Genomic DNA, 15,170 nt, shown 5'->3' with positions numbered 1-15,170 from the left:
AAATTCAAAATTCAATAATTTTTCTTGAGAATGTTTGATTTTTGACTTTTGATTTGTTTATTCCCCATGCCCAAAAAGAGAGATATTTAACCGCCCCAGACTTTTGTCAAGACAACTTGAGGTGAAATATCTGCTACCTTGCCAGTAGGAGATTTGATTCCCAAAAACTTATCACTGTTTGGTAATACCTTGGCAGTTTCAGTAGAACCAAGTAAAGCAATAGTATAAGTTTGTACGGCTACGCTGATTTGTAACGGCGCACTTTCGTTAGATAACATCAAGTTAGCTCCGGCGATCATAGCCGCTAACTTGCCAGTATCTTCAGGGGCAGTCACCTTGATCTTGGGAGACAAAACACGCAGCGATCGCACAAACGCCTCATCATTAGGCCCTTGAATCAAAACTATGGGTAAATCTGGCTGCTTGCGTTGGAAATCTTCAATTATTTCCTGCCAGTTCTCTAGCGGGTAAATTGCATCCACAGCCTTGGTAGGAGATACCCAACTAGAGCCACCATAAATCAGAACATAACCCGTTTCATTCACCCCTAGGCGTTTTTGTTCATTTTGCCCCCACTCAATATCAGGCTTCGGCACATTTACCCCTAATTCTGGGGTAGGGGTATCAATGCCTAGTGGTTGCAGCAAATCATGATAAACCGTCGCCGCATACTGGGATGATTTCAACGGTACAGAGTGGGTGAGAAATCCGGCTGCTTTGCCTTGGTAGCCTATACGTGTAGGAATTCCTGTCAACCAAAGGAAAAGCCCCACTAACCAACTTTGTCCGACAGTAATAGCTACATCATACTCGCGATCGCGAATCGTACCGACTAGGTTGCCCCAATCTGCTAGGCTATTACGGTCTTTAAAATCGAAAGCCAGTACCTCATTGACTGACTGACTTACCCGGTAGGCTGCCTTTGACCGGGGTTCGGTAACGACATCTAACTGAGCGTTGGGATAATATCGCTTCAAATCGTCTAGAGTCGGAAAGAAGAGAATTTGATCGCCAATTCCACCAGGTACAAGGGCTACTACTCGCATAATAATTATTGACGCTTTCGCTCCTTATTTTAGGAGAATATTAGCTATTAGGGATGAAGAATTGGGCATGGGACATTGGGCATTGGGCATTAGGCATATATGTAGAGACGTTGCATGCAACGTCTCTACAGTTAGGGACTTCCAAATCAAAAAATATTCAATTAATTCTTGTGGGGTAGGCATCTTGCCTGCCCTTAAACCCGGACGGGCTAGAGAGCTTATCCCACAAAATTGGATAATTTATTTCCTGGAAGTCCCTTAGTTGTGATTTCCCCCTCATCTCTCCCAGTCCCCAATCCCCAATCCCCAATCCCCAATCCCCAATCCCCACTATCGTTATTGAGGTATGCTGTGTATCTATTAATTCCCGCCGCCGGTGTAGGTAAAAGAATGGGGAGTGACCGGAATAAACTCCTCTTAGAAGTGCGATCGCAACCCCTTCTAGCTTGGACACTCAAAGCTGCACAAGCAGCCACAGAAATCAGTTGGATCGGAATTATTTCTCAGCCTACTGATTGGCCAGAATTTAAAGAAATCCTCGCTAATTTAAATTTAACTAAACCAGTAGAATTAATCATTGGTGGTGCTACCCGTCAAGAATCTGTTTATAACGGTTTAAAAGCACTACCTAAAGCAGCAGAGCAAGTATTAATTCATGATGGTGCTAGATGCTTAGTCACACCAGAGTTATTAAACTCCTGCGCCCAAGCCATTCGCCACTGTTCCGGCTTAATTGCGGCTGTCCCCGTCAAAGACACAATCAAAGTTGTAGATGAAAATGGCATAATTCAAAGTACACCCGACCGGCGGAATCTTTGGGCAGCACAGACACCCCAAGGATTTAACGTTAAATTGTTGCAACAATGTCACGATGAAGGTGTGCGACAAGGTTGGGAAGTCACAGACGATGCTGCATTGTTTGAAAAATGTGGTATCCCCGTCAGAATTGTAGAAGGAGAGGAGACGAATTTAAAAATTACCACTCCCCAAGACCTAGCGATCGCCGAATTTATCCTTAGCAGTCGCTAAGGAGCAGGAAAGCAGAGGGAGCCGAGGGAGCAGAGGGAGCAGAGGGAGCAGAACTTTTACCCAGTCCCCAATCCCCAATCCCCAATCCCCAGTCCCCAATATCTCTTGACTAATCAGCGAAAAATCATTAAAATTCCACAGATTTAACCAGCCTCAAGAGAAAATTCAAGAGACAAAGTGAAAACCTTTGACTTTGAATGAGGAATTTTGTAGATGTAAGCCTGAGCATAGGCTATGAGAGAATGTTGAATTTATGACTACAGTCACAGCGACTAAGATAGAAGCGATTCTCTATTTAAAGGGTAAACCCTTGTCGCTCGGAGAAATTGCCGAGTATGCCGCTTGCGATCGCGCCACGGTCGAAGAAGGTATGATTGAACTAATGGACAACTACGCCCGTCGAGATAGCGCGTTGGAAGTCGTAGAAACCCCAGATGGTTACAGTTTGCAACTGCGGTCTGATTATCATGACTTAGTACAAACCCTGATACCAGTAGAATTAGGACTAGGAGCATTAAGGACACTAGCAGCGATCGCCCTCAATAGTCCCATACTCCAAACTGATTTAATTAACCTGCGTGGTTCAGGAGTATATCAACACGTTGCCGAACTTGTAGAGCTTGGTTTTGTTCGCAAAAAGCGTGATAGTGAATCCCGTTCCTATTCTTTACAAATCACCCCAAAATTTCATCAATATTTCCAAATTGAACAACTCCCCCAAATTCTCGCAAAAGAACCAAAAGAACAACAACTAGAACTAGAGTTAGGGACTGGGGAATAGGGACTCTTGACTGGGGACTCTTGACTGGGGAATGGGGAGTAAGGGAGAAATTCTTGAAGAGTTAACCATCAACCATCAACCATCAACCACCCCGAATTAAACACTAACCTCCGAGGATGGTTTAAAGTAGAACTAGCAACTAAGCTAAAAAAAATTGCCAATGGTGTTTGATCCAGACTTTTTGAACGACAACTCCGAGGAACACCCCAACCAGCTACTTTCTGAACACTTTGGGGAAAACCCCAATCAGTTACTAAAGTATCTCCAACATCAGCCTCCTGAAGTTCTAGCCCGCGTTGCCCAATCCGTTAGCCCAGAAATTAAACAGATTATTACTCAGAACGTCCAAGGGCTAGTAGGAATGCTGCCGGCAGAAAATTTCAACGTCCAAATCACCACCGATAGAGAAAACCTAGCCGGGCTATTAGCATCGGCAATGATGACGGGTTATTTTCTGCGCCAAATGGAACAAAGGATGCAGTTAGATCATTTGTCTAATAATCAATAGTCAATAGAAATGTGATTATCTCAGACGAGAAGCCCTCTTCTCTAGGAGACGCTATCGCCCACAAGCGTAATAGCGTCTTTCAAATAGTCAAAAAAGGTCAAAGGCTAATGACTAATGACTAATCACTAATCACTAATCACTAATCGCTACTTTTTCGGGTAAACGCCCGACTGCACCTTTACAGTCAGAATTTTGCCACTGCGGTTGACTTCAAGAGCTAGAATATCTCCCACAGTGGTAGATTCCACGTATTTTTGAACTTGGGCCGATGTTTTTACAGGTTTATTGTTAATTTTTTGAATCACATCACCAGGAAGTAACCCCGCCCGTTGAGCCGGGGAATCTGCTATTACCTTTCTAATCACCACACCGGTGTCTGGCTGAATATTCAGTTGATTTTCTTGATTAATCTGCTGCTTTTTTTGAGGAGATAAATCTGTCATTTCAATCCCCAAGAAAGGATGTTCTGCCTTGCCTTTGGTAAACAGTTCATTAGCAACGCGGGCAGCAGTTTCAATCGGGATAGCAAAACCCAGTCCTTGAGCATCTGCACGAATAGCGGTGTTAACTCCTATAACTTCTCCTTGGGCATTTAATAAAGGCCCGCCAGAGTTACCGGGGTTAATTGCTGCATCAGTTTGAATAAAGCTGACTCGTTTATCAGGGACACCAACCTGTGCGCTAGTGCGGTCAGTTGCGCTGATAATACCAATAGTGACAGTATTATCTAAGCCTAAAGGATTTCCGATAGCGATCGCCCACTGACCAGGAATTAAATTTTGTGAATTACCCAACCTCACCGTCGGTAAGTTATCGGCGGAAATCTTCACCACAGCCACATCTGTAATCGTATCCACACCTACCACATCACCTTTAAAGGTTCGCCCATCCTTAAGCGTTACCTGTACTGTATCAGTGTCAGCGACAACATGGGCATTTGTCAGCAATTGCCCCTTTTCGCTTAAAATAAAACCTGAACCCGTGCCGCGTTCAATACGTTCCTGTGGAATTGGCTGTTCCTCTTCTCCGAAGAACCGCCGCAAAAACGGATTTTTTAAAGCATCAGAAATAGGATTCGGGACTTTACGCGTAGCATTAATTCTTACCACAGCCGGGCCGACTTTTTGTACCGCATTAGCGATAAAATTGAGATTATCGCCCCCAGTCGCGGGTAAAGAATTAGTCACAGGATTAGGAGTTACAGATTCCGAAGGTAACGTAACTGCAACATTTTTCAGTTGTTGAAACGAACGATTTTGTGGAAACAGGTAGCGACTGCCCGTCAAACCTGCACCAGCACCAATCGTCAATATAGATAAATAAACAGCTAATTGCCTTAAGGATAAATTCATAAAAATACGTAGAAACCTAGCAGCAAATGGAACTCTAAAGAAACACGATTTCAGCCACTTTCAGCACAGTCTTCTTGGGAGGTTGCATATACATCAACATGATTTAGTTAAGAAAATATACTATTAACTTTTGCTAGTTTGTAGTAAGGACTTTAGTCCTGATAACAAACTTGTTCTAACTTCACAATCTGTCTTCTGATAGCCTTAACTAAAATGTATTGGTATATACATCTATCTAACAATGACCATGCTCAAGGATAGCAATAGGTTGCTAATTTCTAAGTGTAATCAAGCCATTAGCTAGTGGGCAGATAAACTTAACATACAGTTGCTTTTTAGCGACTGGTGACTGGTGACTGGGGATAAGGAGAAAATAACAACCTGTAGAGACTTTGCATGCAACGTCTCTACATATATGCCCAGTGCATCAATGCCCCATGCCCAATTCCCAATTCCCTGATCTAATATCTAGAGTTAAGGCTTTCTTAACTTGTATCCATGACTTTTCTCTATCGTTTTGCTTTTCTGAGTGGCGTAGTCAGTGCTTTAACACTAGCAACTCTACTACCAAGCTCAAACAATGTTAGTCTTGCTGTAGAAGGTTGTCCAGTTCCGGCTTTATCTCGGTTTCGGCGGCATACAGTCACTCGTGGTGATACCTTAGTGAGCATTGCACAACGTTACAATCTCGTGCCAGAAACGATAGTAGGTATGAACCCATCTCTACAGAATGGTTCTCTACCTGCTGTGGGAAGTCAACTACAGATTCCGCCTTATAATGGGGTAGTGGTGGAAGTACCACGCGGTCAAACTTGGCGACAAATAGCCACAAGATATAAAGTCCGTCCTGATACCCTATTTGAAATCAACGGCTGTCAAAAAGACCCTAGAATTGTATTTGTACCGGGGATAAATTGGTCGCCCAATGGTTTTACTCCCTCCCCTAAGACAAATACTACATCTACTGCCACAGTTCAGTTATCTGGCTATCCATTTCAGCAAACAGCACAGGTAGCTTTACCCTATGGTTGGCAGATTAATCCATATACAGGTAAAGTATTTTTTCATAGTGGCGTAGATTTGTTAGCAGATGTCGGCACACCTGTAGGAGCGATCGCACCCGGTAAGGTAGTATTTGCCAAAGAACAAGGTACTTATGGCAATCTAGTCATCATCAACCACAACGGCGGACTACAAACCCGTTACGCCCATCTAGATAGTATTCAAGTCAAAGTAGGGCAGCAAGTCAATCAAGGACAGTTAATCGGAAGCGTCGGCACAACAGGACAACCCACCGCTAGACAACCCCATTTGCACTTTGAAATTCGTTCCAGTTCCTCTTTAGGTTGGGTAGCAGAAAACCCTAAAGATTATTTAACACCCTAAACAATGTAGGGTGTGTGACGGCGCGAAATAATTAAAATATCCCACTACTGAGTCAGATCCCCGACTTCTTAAAGAAGTCGGGGATCTATCGCATAATTACAGCATATTTCATCTTAGTGAGGTACAAACTGAAATCATAAAACCCTTGTGGAACAGGCATCCTGCCTGTTAACCTTGTACCTCAGAACTTAGGAAACTGCTGTATGTCACTCATCGCCTTTGCCAGACGATATCTCAAAAATTGTCACCACTACAGGACAAGTAGCGATCGCTGTTCCTTGAGGTAAGCGATTAGTAGCTTCTAAAGCAATGATACCAGACAGGAATAAACCAGCTAACCCAATTTTCATGTTGGACTGCCAATTGGTTTTAGGGGTTTTGTTTTGCGCCATAGAGATCATATCCTCCTTATCGATTGACTCGTTTGTGTTCCTCGATGACAACCAATATTGCAAACTCAGAAACCCCTCTGTGCTGATGATCACGCTGATGATCAGCAAAATTGACAAAAACTTTGGTAAAATGCCTGACAGCTAATAACAGTACGTTTTCTAGCCTACAAAAAAATTTCTCTTTTTTAAAATGCTGATGATCAGCAATTTAGTTTCCAGTATGACAGGCGATCGCACTCCTAAACCAAGTTTTGTTTTAACTGACGAGGGATTAAATAAACTCGAATATTTGTTAAAGAGATATTTTCCTGACCGTAAAAAAATCTATAATACCCATATCCAAGCAGAGTTTTCGTTAGATAGAGCAACGATTGGAAAAATTAGAAAGAGAACAGCAGGAGTTAATGAAGTAACTCTTGAGTCTTTTTTTGATAAATTAGTAACCAAATGTCAAGAAAAGTATCCGAAAGCTAATTTTGATAACTATTATTTAGAAAACTCTGATTATCAAGAATTTCATAATAATAATCATAAGACATCTCCAAAACCGTCTAAACAATCAGTTGAAAATAATTCTAGTGAAAACATCATAAATGCACTAAAAAAATTAAATTATAATGAACAAGAAAAGGATTTTAGAGATTATATAACTAAAATTGTTGAAAACAAATACGCAGCTACTTTTTTAATTCACGGTCAATATGGATACGGTCAACGCTGGTTAGTGAATCGACTTTGTGAACAAGTTGATGATGGTTTAACTACTGCTTTTTGTCATCCTATCAATTTGACTAAAAAACATCGTGATATTCAAAGAATATGGGATGATATAGCTGCTAAAGTCGGTAGTAGCTCTAGGAATCCTCAAACAATTGTAGATGTGATTTATCAACATTGGCAAACAAAACCCATTTTGCTATGTTTCCACAACGTCGATGTAGTTGGTTGCCAAGAGTTAAACAAATTTATAGAACCATTTTGGAAATATTTACATGAAAAAATTAAGCATCCTAACACAGTAAATACTCAACCTTTATTATTGTTTTTAATAGATAATTATGGACAGCAAAAATTTAGCAATTTATTTAATCAAATCAGTAAGGAGTATGATATTGAAAATAATATTTTATTGGAGATAAAAGAATTAGATAAATTTTCGGATGCAGAAATTAAAATATGGACTAAATGTTATCAAAAAATTTTTAAATCTCATGATGCAAAATCAAATTTAAGTGAAATAACTCAAGAGATTATTAGCTATAATAATACACCTATTCAGGCTATTGAGTACATCTGCCAATGTTTTGATTTAAATTGGAAAATTGATATTGAAAGAACACTACGACTATGACTAACAAACAACTAGAATATAAATACACAGGCGAGCCAGAATACCAGCCTCAAATTGACACCAATAACACAGAACTGCGAGGACAAAAACAATATCCTTACCTACCAAATGCAGGATTAATCCAAGCGGTTAACTTAGCAATTTATCTCCAGCGTCCCCTATTGCTACAAGGCGAACCCGGTTGTGGTAAAACACTTTTAGCAAGTGCTATAGCTCATGAATTTACCATTCGCTTTCAAGCAGAATTAGCATCTTTAGAACTTACAGAATATCCTTACTTTCCTTGGTATATAAAATCTACCACCCGCGCCAAAGAAGGTTTATATACCTATGATGCTGTGGGACGTTTGCGGGATGCTCAATTAATTAATGCTGACTTTTTAGACAACACAGAAAAACAACAAAAACTAAAACTACTACAAGATAAAGATGCTTATATTACCTGGGGAGTCTTGGGTAATGCTTTTCAAGTAGAAAAATTGCGTCCGATAGTCTTAATTGACGAAATCGATAAAGCTGATATTGATTTTCCCAACGACCTTTTACTAGAGTTAGATAAATCAGAATTTAAAGTTACTGAAACCAAGGAAATAATAAAAGCCAAGCAAACACCAATTGTCATCATCACCAGTAATAGCGAAAAAGACTTACCGGATGCTTTCTTGCGACGGTGTATTTATTATTATCTAGAGTTCCCTGATAAAGAACAATTAATTAATATCGTCAATTCTCACTTCCCTAAAACTAAGAGTAAAAAATTAGTCAAGACTGCCGTTGATAAATTTCTTGAGTTACGTAATACTGGCAATAGACGAAAAGACGGTAAAAAAGCTAGTACCAGCGAACTCATAGACTTAATACGCTGGTTGAAAAAAGATGATACTGACACCGAAGCTGCTATCAAAGCGATTAACGAAATCGGTCAACCAGAAAATCGTCATTTATTGGGAATATTGCTGAAAACTAAAGAAGACCAAGAATATTATCACAACAATCACAACCAACAGTCATAATGAGTCAGCCAAAACCACCCCTATTCGATTTCTTTATCTTGATGCGAGATGAAGCTGGCTTATCTTTGACTATTGACCAATATTACCTATTAATAGAAGCACTACATGGTGGATTTGGTTTAGCTAGTCTAGAAGAATTAAAACAAATTTGTCGCTTGTTGTGGTTGAAACCAAAATCATCAAATCAAGCAGCGAAATTTGACCAATACTTTGATGATTATTTTCGCCAGGATGATGATTTAAATAAAATTATAAATAAAGATGATACTCTAAAATCATCAGCTAACCAACAATTACCTGATAAGCAAAAAGACGAACCTACGAATGAAACAGAAAAAGATGTAACAGATACAAAACCACAACAAAATCTACCAGAAATTCCTGTAGTTCCCATTGCTTTACGGACTCAACTATTACCAAAAAAACCATATACAGATAAAAAATATCAATTTGATGTCATTGATTTCCCCGTCACCGAACGACAAATACAGCGCAGTTGGCGTTACTTGCGTCATCCCATTCGCGAGGGAGAACTAACAGAAATAGACATAGAAGCCACCATCGCTAAAATCTGCCAAGAAGGAATATTTTTAGAACCAGTATTAATTCCTAATCGAATTAATCGAGCCGAATTACTCCTATTAATTGACGCTTCTAATTCCATGATTCCCTTTAATCTCCTATCGCAAAAATTAGTAGACCATCTCCAAGGAGGACGCTTAGGTAAAGCTCAAACATACTATTTTCGCAACTGTCCTCAAGATTATTTATATTTCCATCCCCAGCGTCCCGAAGCTCAACTTTTGGATGATTTACTCCCCAAATTGCATACTAAACGCACCGTAGCTTTAATTATTAGTGATGCTGGTGCGGCTCGTGGTGGGATTAACCGCCGGAGAATTGAGTTAACCAAGGAATTTCTGATAAAATTAGGTGAGTCTGTGCGTCATATTGCATGGTTAAATCCCGTACCGGAAGAACGCTGGCTAGGTACAACCGCCGGATACATTCAAGAATTAGTTCCCATGTTTGAACTTGACAGTTCAGGAATTAAAGCCGCCATGCGAGTAGGGAGGGGGTGATAACAATTCAAAAGTCAAAAGTCAAAAGTCAAAATTCAAAATTATAAATGAAATTATAAATGTAGGTTGGGTTAAGCGCAGCGCAACCCAACACCAATATCTATGTTGGGTTTCCTTACCTCAACCCAACCTACAAAACTGATAACTTATGAGCAACCACTCACTACCCAAATACTTCCGCCAACGCTTTGGAAAACCACATCTTGACTTAGCTTGTCATGCGGCGTTTCCCTTAGCACTCACACCAGAACTTTTATATTTACTGCGAGAAAACTTTTTACCAAACACACCTTATATAGCCGTTGCTGATATTTTACTGATTTTGTGCGACCCTGTAGGCTATCAACTTTATGAACTAGATCCAAAACTCCGCCACGAATTACTAAATGACCTCATCAAAGACTCCCGCTTTGGTGAAACCAGACTCAAACAGTTGTCTGATTTTATGGTGGCTTATATTAAACAGGAACTACAAACTAATGACTATGCTGCTGAAGACTTCGGTGCTGCACCTCATTGGACAGCATTGGCTTATACTAACTCTCAAGCAGCAGTTAAAGATATTGCTCAAGCTTTAAAAAATGCTTTGGAAAAAACACCCGCAGATTGGGTGAAATTAAGTTATTTAATGGAAAGTTATGCTGATACTGACCCATTAATTAAAGCAGGATTTAAACCTTTATTAACTTTATCTCGTGGTTGGGAGGCAAAAGCTAGAGGAGACGAAGAAACAGCCGAGGCTGAATTTAGGCAATTGCGTCAACAATATGGCGACTCTTTGAAATTTGAGGATCTGGAGCTTAAAATACCCTCAGAGGGTGATGATAGCTTATCAACATTTTCCTTTGAAGTCGTCACCGTTAACCGTCGTGGTGAAATTACTAAAACAGAAACTAAACAAGCTCAATATTTCACTGAAAATTTAGGCGATCGTGTCACATTAGATATGGTCGCGATTCCTGGTGGTAAATTTATGATGGGTTCGCCACAGGGTGAAGGCGACAAAGATGAATATCCCCAGCATCAGGTGACAGTCAGCCCATTTTTTATGGGTAAATATCAGGTGACACAAGCCCAATGGCGGGCTGTAGCTAAATTACCGCAGGTGGAGAGAGAGTTACAACTAGAACCGTCAAGATTTAAAGGTGATGATCTTCCCGTTGAGAAAATTTCGTGGTATGATGCAGAAGAGTTTTGTAAAAGACTCTCAAAATACACCGGACGACAATATCGTTTACCCACTGAAGCGGAATGGGAATACGCCTGTCGCGCTGGAACAAAAACACCATTTCATTTTGGTGAGACAATCACAGGTGAGTTAGCTAATTATGATGCTAGCAATACCTTTGCAGATGAGCCAAAAAAAGAGTATCGAGAAAAAACTACTGTTGTAGGTAGTTTTAAACCGAACGCTTTTGGTTTATATGATATGCACGGGAACGTGTGGGAATGGTGTCAAGACCATTGGCATGATGATTATCAAGATGCGCCTGAAGATGGTAGTGCTTGGTTAATTGATGCTGATGATAATGATAATCAGATACGAGTGCTGCGCGGTGGTTCGTGGTACGTCAATCCTGTAAATTGCCGTTCTGCTTATCGCAGCAGGGACGACCCCGTCTACGACGGCGTCAACGACGGTTTTCGGGTGGTTTGCGTTGGTGCTGCGGCGAGGACAATGTAACCCTTTACACTTCTGCCCTCTTGCCCTTTATTCTCTTTTCTTTACCCTTGTTAAGTGTAGCGGAGCGGAACGATCAAAAAATTTTTTTCTCACCTAATTGATCTACAATCTACCTTAACTGTTCTGAGTATAGCACAAAAAAAATGGAAGATTTACCGATTATCCAAAAAGCTTATGATTTTATTGCCTGGTATGCCCCAATTTTGAGCCGCTTACCTAAAACACACAAATTTACATTGGGTGATAGGATGCTAAATAGACTATATCATATCTTAGAGGGACTAATCACAGCGCGTTATGCCAAACAAAAAATCACCATCTTAGAATCACTCAACACCGAGCTAGATATTCTCCGCTATCAAACCCGACTCTTGCTAGATTTGCACCTCATCCCCATCTACCGCTACGAATACGCAGGTAAATTCATCAATGATATTGGCACAGATTTAGGCGGTTGGCTCAAACAACAAAAACAACGTTAGCTGTCAACACCCATAACCCCTATTTTTTTATATATTTAGATATTTTTAATTATTATAAATTATTAATCATTTTATAAGTAATTAAGTAAGTCGGCGGAAATAAATATAACTATGTTAAGTAATGTAAAATTATAGAAATCGAGTTTGTAGTGAGGACTTTAGTCCTCATGAAAGGGCTAAAGCCCTTACTACAAACCTTTAATTATTTACACCGACCTACTTATATCTATTCAATCCAACTTAAAAAACCTAACCCCCCTTTGCCCCCCTTCCCTTGTAGGGAATGGGGGTTGTAGAGACGTTGCATGCAACGTCTCTACATTTGTAGTAAGCTAGATTTAATAATCTGCATACCTGCTGCTGCGAATCTAGCAAATGCTGCATCTGCCGCTTCTGTATAGTCAACCACCCCAGGAACTACAACAGGCGAAGTACAATCTTCTAGCAAATATATTTTCTTCGCCAAACCCGCATCTATTTGGTTAATTTCTGTTAATAAATCATCAATAGTCCAAGCCACACAATGACTTTTAGCTTGCCCTGCAATCACCACTACATCAAATTCTAAAAGCTGTTGAATTAATGACGTATTTTTGTTAGCCAGTGGACTATCATCAAAACCTTGTAAAACTTCTGGACGTAAAACCGAATAATTTTCTGTTAAAGGATGATTACCTTTGATTTCAAATTGGGTTTGACTTTGCCTAGCAACACAGTGGAAAAATATTGCTTCTTCCACCGCAGAAACTAAAGCATGACCAATACCACCTAACATAGAATGATAAGGCCAAACAGTCAGAGGATATTTACCATCTTGACTGAGTTGCTTAACGTAGTGGTAAGCGTGTTTGGCTAATAATTCATAATTGCCATTTGTAATACTATTAGCAATATCTGGGTTAACTTTCCAAGTGCCATTTTCAATATCGGTGGGAGTAATATTAGTAGCGGCTGGTGTGGGATGTTCTCCTGCATTATTCACCCAAAAAATCGGATGAAAAATTTGCATTGTGGTGTGTGTGTCGAGGGTAGGAATAATTTTAGTAATTCTGCCTAAATTGCCATAGATAAATTCACATATTCGGCGATTATCATCGACTGCGCCAGTTCCAGATTTACCACCAACAAATAACTCAAATCCAGGGATGCAGAATGTGTTTTGGACATCGATTAACAATAGACAAATGCGCGTTTTGTCAAGGGCTGCTGGTGAAATATGATGTTGTTTCGCCCAAGCTTCTGCTTCGCTAGCGCGTTGCTGATATGGTACTCGCCAGACTTCACCGACTGTTTCGGGGTGAAAGTGTGGGGGGATAGGTAATTGATTTGTTTGAGTAGACATATTTATAGAGGTTTTTAATTTAACTGTAGTTGATTTTTGAGTTATTTATTTGTATCAGAAAGTCTATCAAACCTAAGCCCCCTAGCTCATTCCCTTGTAGGGAAGGGGGGGGTTGTAGTAGAGACGTTGCATGCAACGTCTCTACATTTGCAGGTTCATTTAGCTTCTGGTGGGCATTGCTCAAGATATATCAAACTCAGTGTCTTAGCAGTTTGCAAGCAATGCCCACCCTACAACTGTGATGTTAATCATCTGGTGCTATTCTAACTATCTACCTTTTTTATTATCCCAGCGTTCAAAATAGCCCATCCTATGGCAATCTGAGAGACAGAGGCTCAATAATTTTGATATTTTAGCTACAGCAAATCTCAGTAATAAGGTTATGCAAACTCTGCCGACTCCCGCAACATCCGCTACCACAGCAAATCAACCCCTATTTGATACCACCATCAAACGGCGGAAAACCCGTCCGGTAAAGGTGGGCAATATCACCATTGGCGGCGGCTACCCTGTGGTGGTGCAGTCAATGATTAATGAAGATACTCTTGATATTGATGGTTCTGTCGCAGCTATTCGTCGCTTGCATGAGGTTGGCTGTGAAATTGTCCGCGTTACAGTACCTAGTCTGGCTCATGCGGCAGCATTAGCAGATATTAAACGAAAACTCATCCAAACTTACCAAGATGTGCCAATTGTTGCCGATGTGCATCACAATGGCATGAAAATCGCTCTGGAAGTTGCCAAGCACATTGAGAAGGTAAGAATTAATCCGGGGTTATATGTGTTTGAAAAACCAAACACAAACAGAACCGAATACACTCAAGCTGAATTTGATGAAATTGGGGAAAAAATCCGCGAAACTCTAGAACCTCTGGTAGTTTCTCTGCGTGACCAAGGCAAAGCTATGCGAATCGGTGTAAATCACGGTTCTCTGGCGGAAAGAATGCTGTTCACCTACGGCGACACCCCAGAAGGCATGGTAGAATCTGCTTTAGAGTTTATTCGCATCTGTGAATCTCTAGATTTCCGTAACTTGGTCGTTTCCATGAAAGCCTCACGAGTTCCTGTGATGGTTGCTGCTTATCGCCTCATGGCCAAGCGCATGGATGAATTGGGGATGGACTACCCCCTACATTTGGGTGTGACAGAAGCCGGTGACGGGGAATACGGACGGATTAAATCAACTGCTGGTATTGCTACCTTACTAGCTGATGGCATTGGTGATACAATTCGCGTTTCGCTGACAGAAGCACCAGAGAAAGAAATTCCGGTGTGTTACAGCATTCTGCAAGCGTTAGGTTTGCGGAAAACTATGGTGGAATATGTGGCTTGTCCTTCCTGTGGACGGACTTTGTTTAACCTAGAGGAAGTTTTACATAGAGTCCGGGAAGCTACTAAACACCTGACTGGTTTAGATATTGCTGTGATGGGTTGTATTGTCAATGGCCCTGGAGAAATGGCTGATGCTGACTATGGTTATGTCGGCAAAAATCCCGGTTTTATTTCTTTATACCGTGGTAGAGAAGAAATCAAAAAAGTTCCAGAGGATAAAGGTGTAGAGGAGTTGATTAATTTAATCAAAGCTGATGGGCGTTGGGTAGATCCTTAGAGTAGGTAGGGGGATGAGGGGGACAAATCAATTCAAAATTCAAAATTCAAAATTCAAAATTCAAAATTTCATAATTTTGCCTCAGAATTCTTGAATTTTGACTTGTTTGATGA

General features: G+C 40.5%; 14 protein-coding genes. 10 read left to right on the top strand and 4 right to left on the bottom strand.

Going from position 1 to position 15,170, the window contains the following annotated elements; all coding sequences use genetic code 11:
- Nucleotides 1–86: 86 nt before the first annotated feature.
- Nucleotides 87–1,046: a glycosyltransferase family 9 protein gene (locus tag A3775_RS17945; protein ID WP_066380525.1), complete on the bottom strand. Its 960-nt coding sequence runs from the start codon at nucleotides 1,044–1,046 to the stop codon at nucleotides 87–89.
- Nucleotides 1,047–1,397: 351 nt separating this feature from the next.
- Here A3775_RS17945 and ispD point away from each other — a divergent pair, with 351 nt between their 5' ends.
- From ispD to A3775_RS17930, 3 genes are all read left to right on the top strand, one after another.
- Nucleotides 1,398–2,075, top strand: a complete 678-nt coding sequence (gene ispD / locus A3775_RS17940; protein WP_066380998.1) for a 2-C-methyl-D-erythritol 4-phosphate cytidylyltransferase — start codon at nucleotides 1,398–1,400, stop codon at nucleotides 2,073–2,075.
- A gap of 253 nt (nucleotides 2,076–2,328) precedes the next feature.
- A complete protein-coding gene (scpB, locus tag A3775_RS17935; protein WP_066380526.1) occupies nucleotides 2,329–2,856 on the top strand; it encodes an SMC-Scp complex subunit ScpB in 528 nt (175 codons plus the stop codon).
- Between the two features lie 160 nt (nucleotides 2,857–3,016).
- On the top strand, nucleotides 3,017–3,364 hold the full coding sequence (locus A3775_RS17930) for a DUF760 domain-containing protein (RefSeq protein ID WP_066380527.1): 348 nt from the start codon (nucleotides 3,017–3,019) through the stop codon (nucleotides 3,362–3,364).
- Nucleotides 3,365–3,510: 146 nt separating this feature from the next.
- Here the strand turns inward: A3775_RS17930 and A3775_RS17925 are convergent, their stop codons facing one another.
- Nucleotides 3,511–4,716, bottom strand: a complete 1,206-nt coding sequence (locus A3775_RS17925) for an HhoA/HhoB/HtrA family serine endopeptidase (RefSeq protein WP_066380534.1) — start codon at nucleotides 4,714–4,716, stop codon at nucleotides 3,511–3,513.
- 498 nt (nucleotides 4,717–5,214) lie between these two features.
- Between A3775_RS17925 and A3775_RS17920 the strand changes: the two genes are divergently transcribed.
- The gene (locus tag A3775_RS17920; protein ID WP_066426098.1) at nucleotides 5,215–6,102 is read left to right on the top strand and encodes a M23 family metallopeptidase; all 888 of its coding nucleotides are present in this window, start codon (nucleotides 5,215–5,217) and stop codon (nucleotides 6,100–6,102) included.
- A 206-nt stretch (nucleotides 6,103–6,308) separates the two neighbouring features.
- On the opposite strand, the gene A3775_RS17915 is transcribed toward A3775_RS17920, so the two are convergent.
- Nucleotides 6,309–6,494: a hypothetical protein gene (locus A3775_RS17915; RefSeq protein WP_066380537.1), complete on the bottom strand. Its 186-nt coding sequence runs from the start codon at nucleotides 6,492–6,494 to the stop codon at nucleotides 6,309–6,311.
- Between the two features lie 220 nt (nucleotides 6,495–6,714).
- Here A3775_RS17915 and A3775_RS17910 point away from each other — a divergent pair, with 220 nt between their 5' ends.
- The 5 genes from A3775_RS17910 (at nucleotide 6,715) to avd (ending at nucleotide 12,106) form a co-directional block, all read left to right on the top strand.
- Nucleotides 6,715–7,845 (top strand): hypothetical protein, encoded by a 1,131-nt coding sequence (locus A3775_RS17910; protein WP_156481670.1) that lies wholly within the window; start codon nucleotides 6,715–6,717, stop codon nucleotides 7,843–7,845.
- Complete coding sequence (locus A3775_RS17905; protein ID WP_066426095.1) at nucleotides 7,842–8,858, top strand: MoxR family ATPase; 1,017 nt, start codon at nucleotides 7,842–7,844, stop codon at nucleotides 8,856–8,858. Before A3775_RS17910 ends, A3775_RS17905 begins: the two co-directional genes overlap by 4 nt.
- A complete protein-coding gene (locus tag A3775_RS17900; protein WP_066426093.1) occupies nucleotides 8,858–9,940 on the top strand; it encodes a hypothetical protein in 1,083 nt (360 codons plus the stop codon). Before A3775_RS17905 ends, A3775_RS17900 begins: the two co-directional genes overlap by 1 nt.
- 148 nt (nucleotides 9,941–10,088) lie before the next feature.
- Nucleotides 10,089–11,624 carry a formylglycine-generating enzyme family protein gene (locus A3775_RS17895; RefSeq protein ID WP_066426092.1) on the top strand — a complete coding sequence of 512 codons (1,536 nt, stop codon included), beginning with the start codon at nucleotides 10,089–10,091 and terminating at the stop codon, nucleotides 11,622–11,624.
- Between the two features lie 143 nt (nucleotides 11,625–11,767).
- Nucleotides 11,768–12,106, top strand: a complete 339-nt coding sequence (gene avd / locus A3775_RS17890) for a diversity-generating retroelement protein Avd (RefSeq protein WP_066426091.1) — start codon at nucleotides 11,768–11,770, stop codon at nucleotides 12,104–12,106.
- A 316-nt stretch (nucleotides 12,107–12,422) separates the two neighbouring features.
- Here avd and A3775_RS17885 read toward each other — a convergent pair whose 3' ends face one another.
- Nucleotides 12,423–13,448: a cysteine hydrolase family protein gene (locus A3775_RS17885; protein ID WP_066426090.1), complete on the bottom strand. Its 1,026-nt coding sequence runs from the start codon at nucleotides 13,446–13,448 to the stop codon at nucleotides 12,423–12,425.
- Nucleotides 13,449–13,830: 382 nt separating this feature from the next.
- Here A3775_RS17885 and ispG point away from each other — a divergent pair, with 382 nt between their 5' ends.
- Nucleotides 13,831–15,057, top strand: coding sequence for a (E)-4-hydroxy-3-methylbut-2-enyl-diphosphate synthase (ispG, locus tag A3775_RS17880; RefSeq protein ID WP_066426088.1), 1,227 nt, complete (start codon nucleotides 13,831–13,833; stop codon nucleotides 15,055–15,057).
- Nucleotides 15,058–15,170 lie beyond the last annotated feature (113 nt).

It is taken from the genome of Anabaena sp. 4-3 (genome assembly GCF_001597745.1).
Classification (GTDB): domain Bacteria; phylum Cyanobacteriota; class Cyanobacteriia; order Cyanobacteriales; family Nostocaceae; genus Trichormus.
The sequence above is the reverse complement of the archived record's forward strand: the minus strand, read 5'-3'. Positions and strand labels throughout refer to the sequence as shown.

Coding starts and splice junctions, on each gene's coding strand:
- A3775_RS17945 (WP_066380525.1), bottom strand. CDS start 1,046: ATGCGAGTAGTAGCCCTTGTACCTGGTGGAATTGGCGATCAAATTCTC.
- scpB (WP_066380526.1), top strand. CDS start 2,329: ATGACTACAGTCACAGCGACTAAGATAGAAGCGATTCTCTATTTAAAG.
- A3775_RS17930 (WP_066380527.1), top strand. CDS start 3,017: ATGGTGTTTGATCCAGACTTTTTGAACGACAACTCCGAGGAACACCCC.
- A3775_RS17925 (WP_066380534.1), bottom strand. CDS start 4,716: ATGAATTTATCCTTAAGGCAATTAGCTGTTTATTTATCTATATTGACG.
- A3775_RS17920 (WP_066426098.1), top strand. CDS start 5,215: ATGACTTTTCTCTATCGTTTTGCTTTTCTGAGTGGCGTAGTCAGTGCT.
- A3775_RS17915 (WP_066380537.1), bottom strand. CDS start 6,494: ATGGCGCAAAACAAAACCCCTAAAACCAATTGGCAGTCCAACATGAAA.
- A3775_RS17910 (WP_156481670.1), top strand. CDS start 6,715: ATGACAGGCGATCGCACTCCTAAACCAAGTTTTGTTTTAACTGACGAG.
- A3775_RS17905 (WP_066426095.1), top strand. CDS start 7,842: ATGACTAACAAACAACTAGAATATAAATACACAGGCGAGCCAGAATAC.
- A3775_RS17900 (WP_066426093.1), top strand. CDS start 8,858: ATGAGTCAGCCAAAACCACCCCTATTCGATTTCTTTATCTTGATGCGA.
- A3775_RS17895 (WP_066426092.1), top strand. CDS start 10,089: ATGAGCAACCACTCACTACCCAAATACTTCCGCCAACGCTTTGGAAAA.
- avd (WP_066426091.1), top strand. CDS start 11,768: ATGGAAGATTTACCGATTATCCAAAAAGCTTATGATTTTATTGCCTGG.
- A3775_RS17885 (WP_066426090.1), bottom strand. CDS start 13,448: ATGTCTACTCAAACAAATCAATTACCTATCCCCCCACACTTTCACCCC.
- ispG (WP_066426088.1), top strand. CDS start 13,831: ATGCAAACTCTGCCGACTCCCGCAACATCCGCTACCACAGCAAATCAA.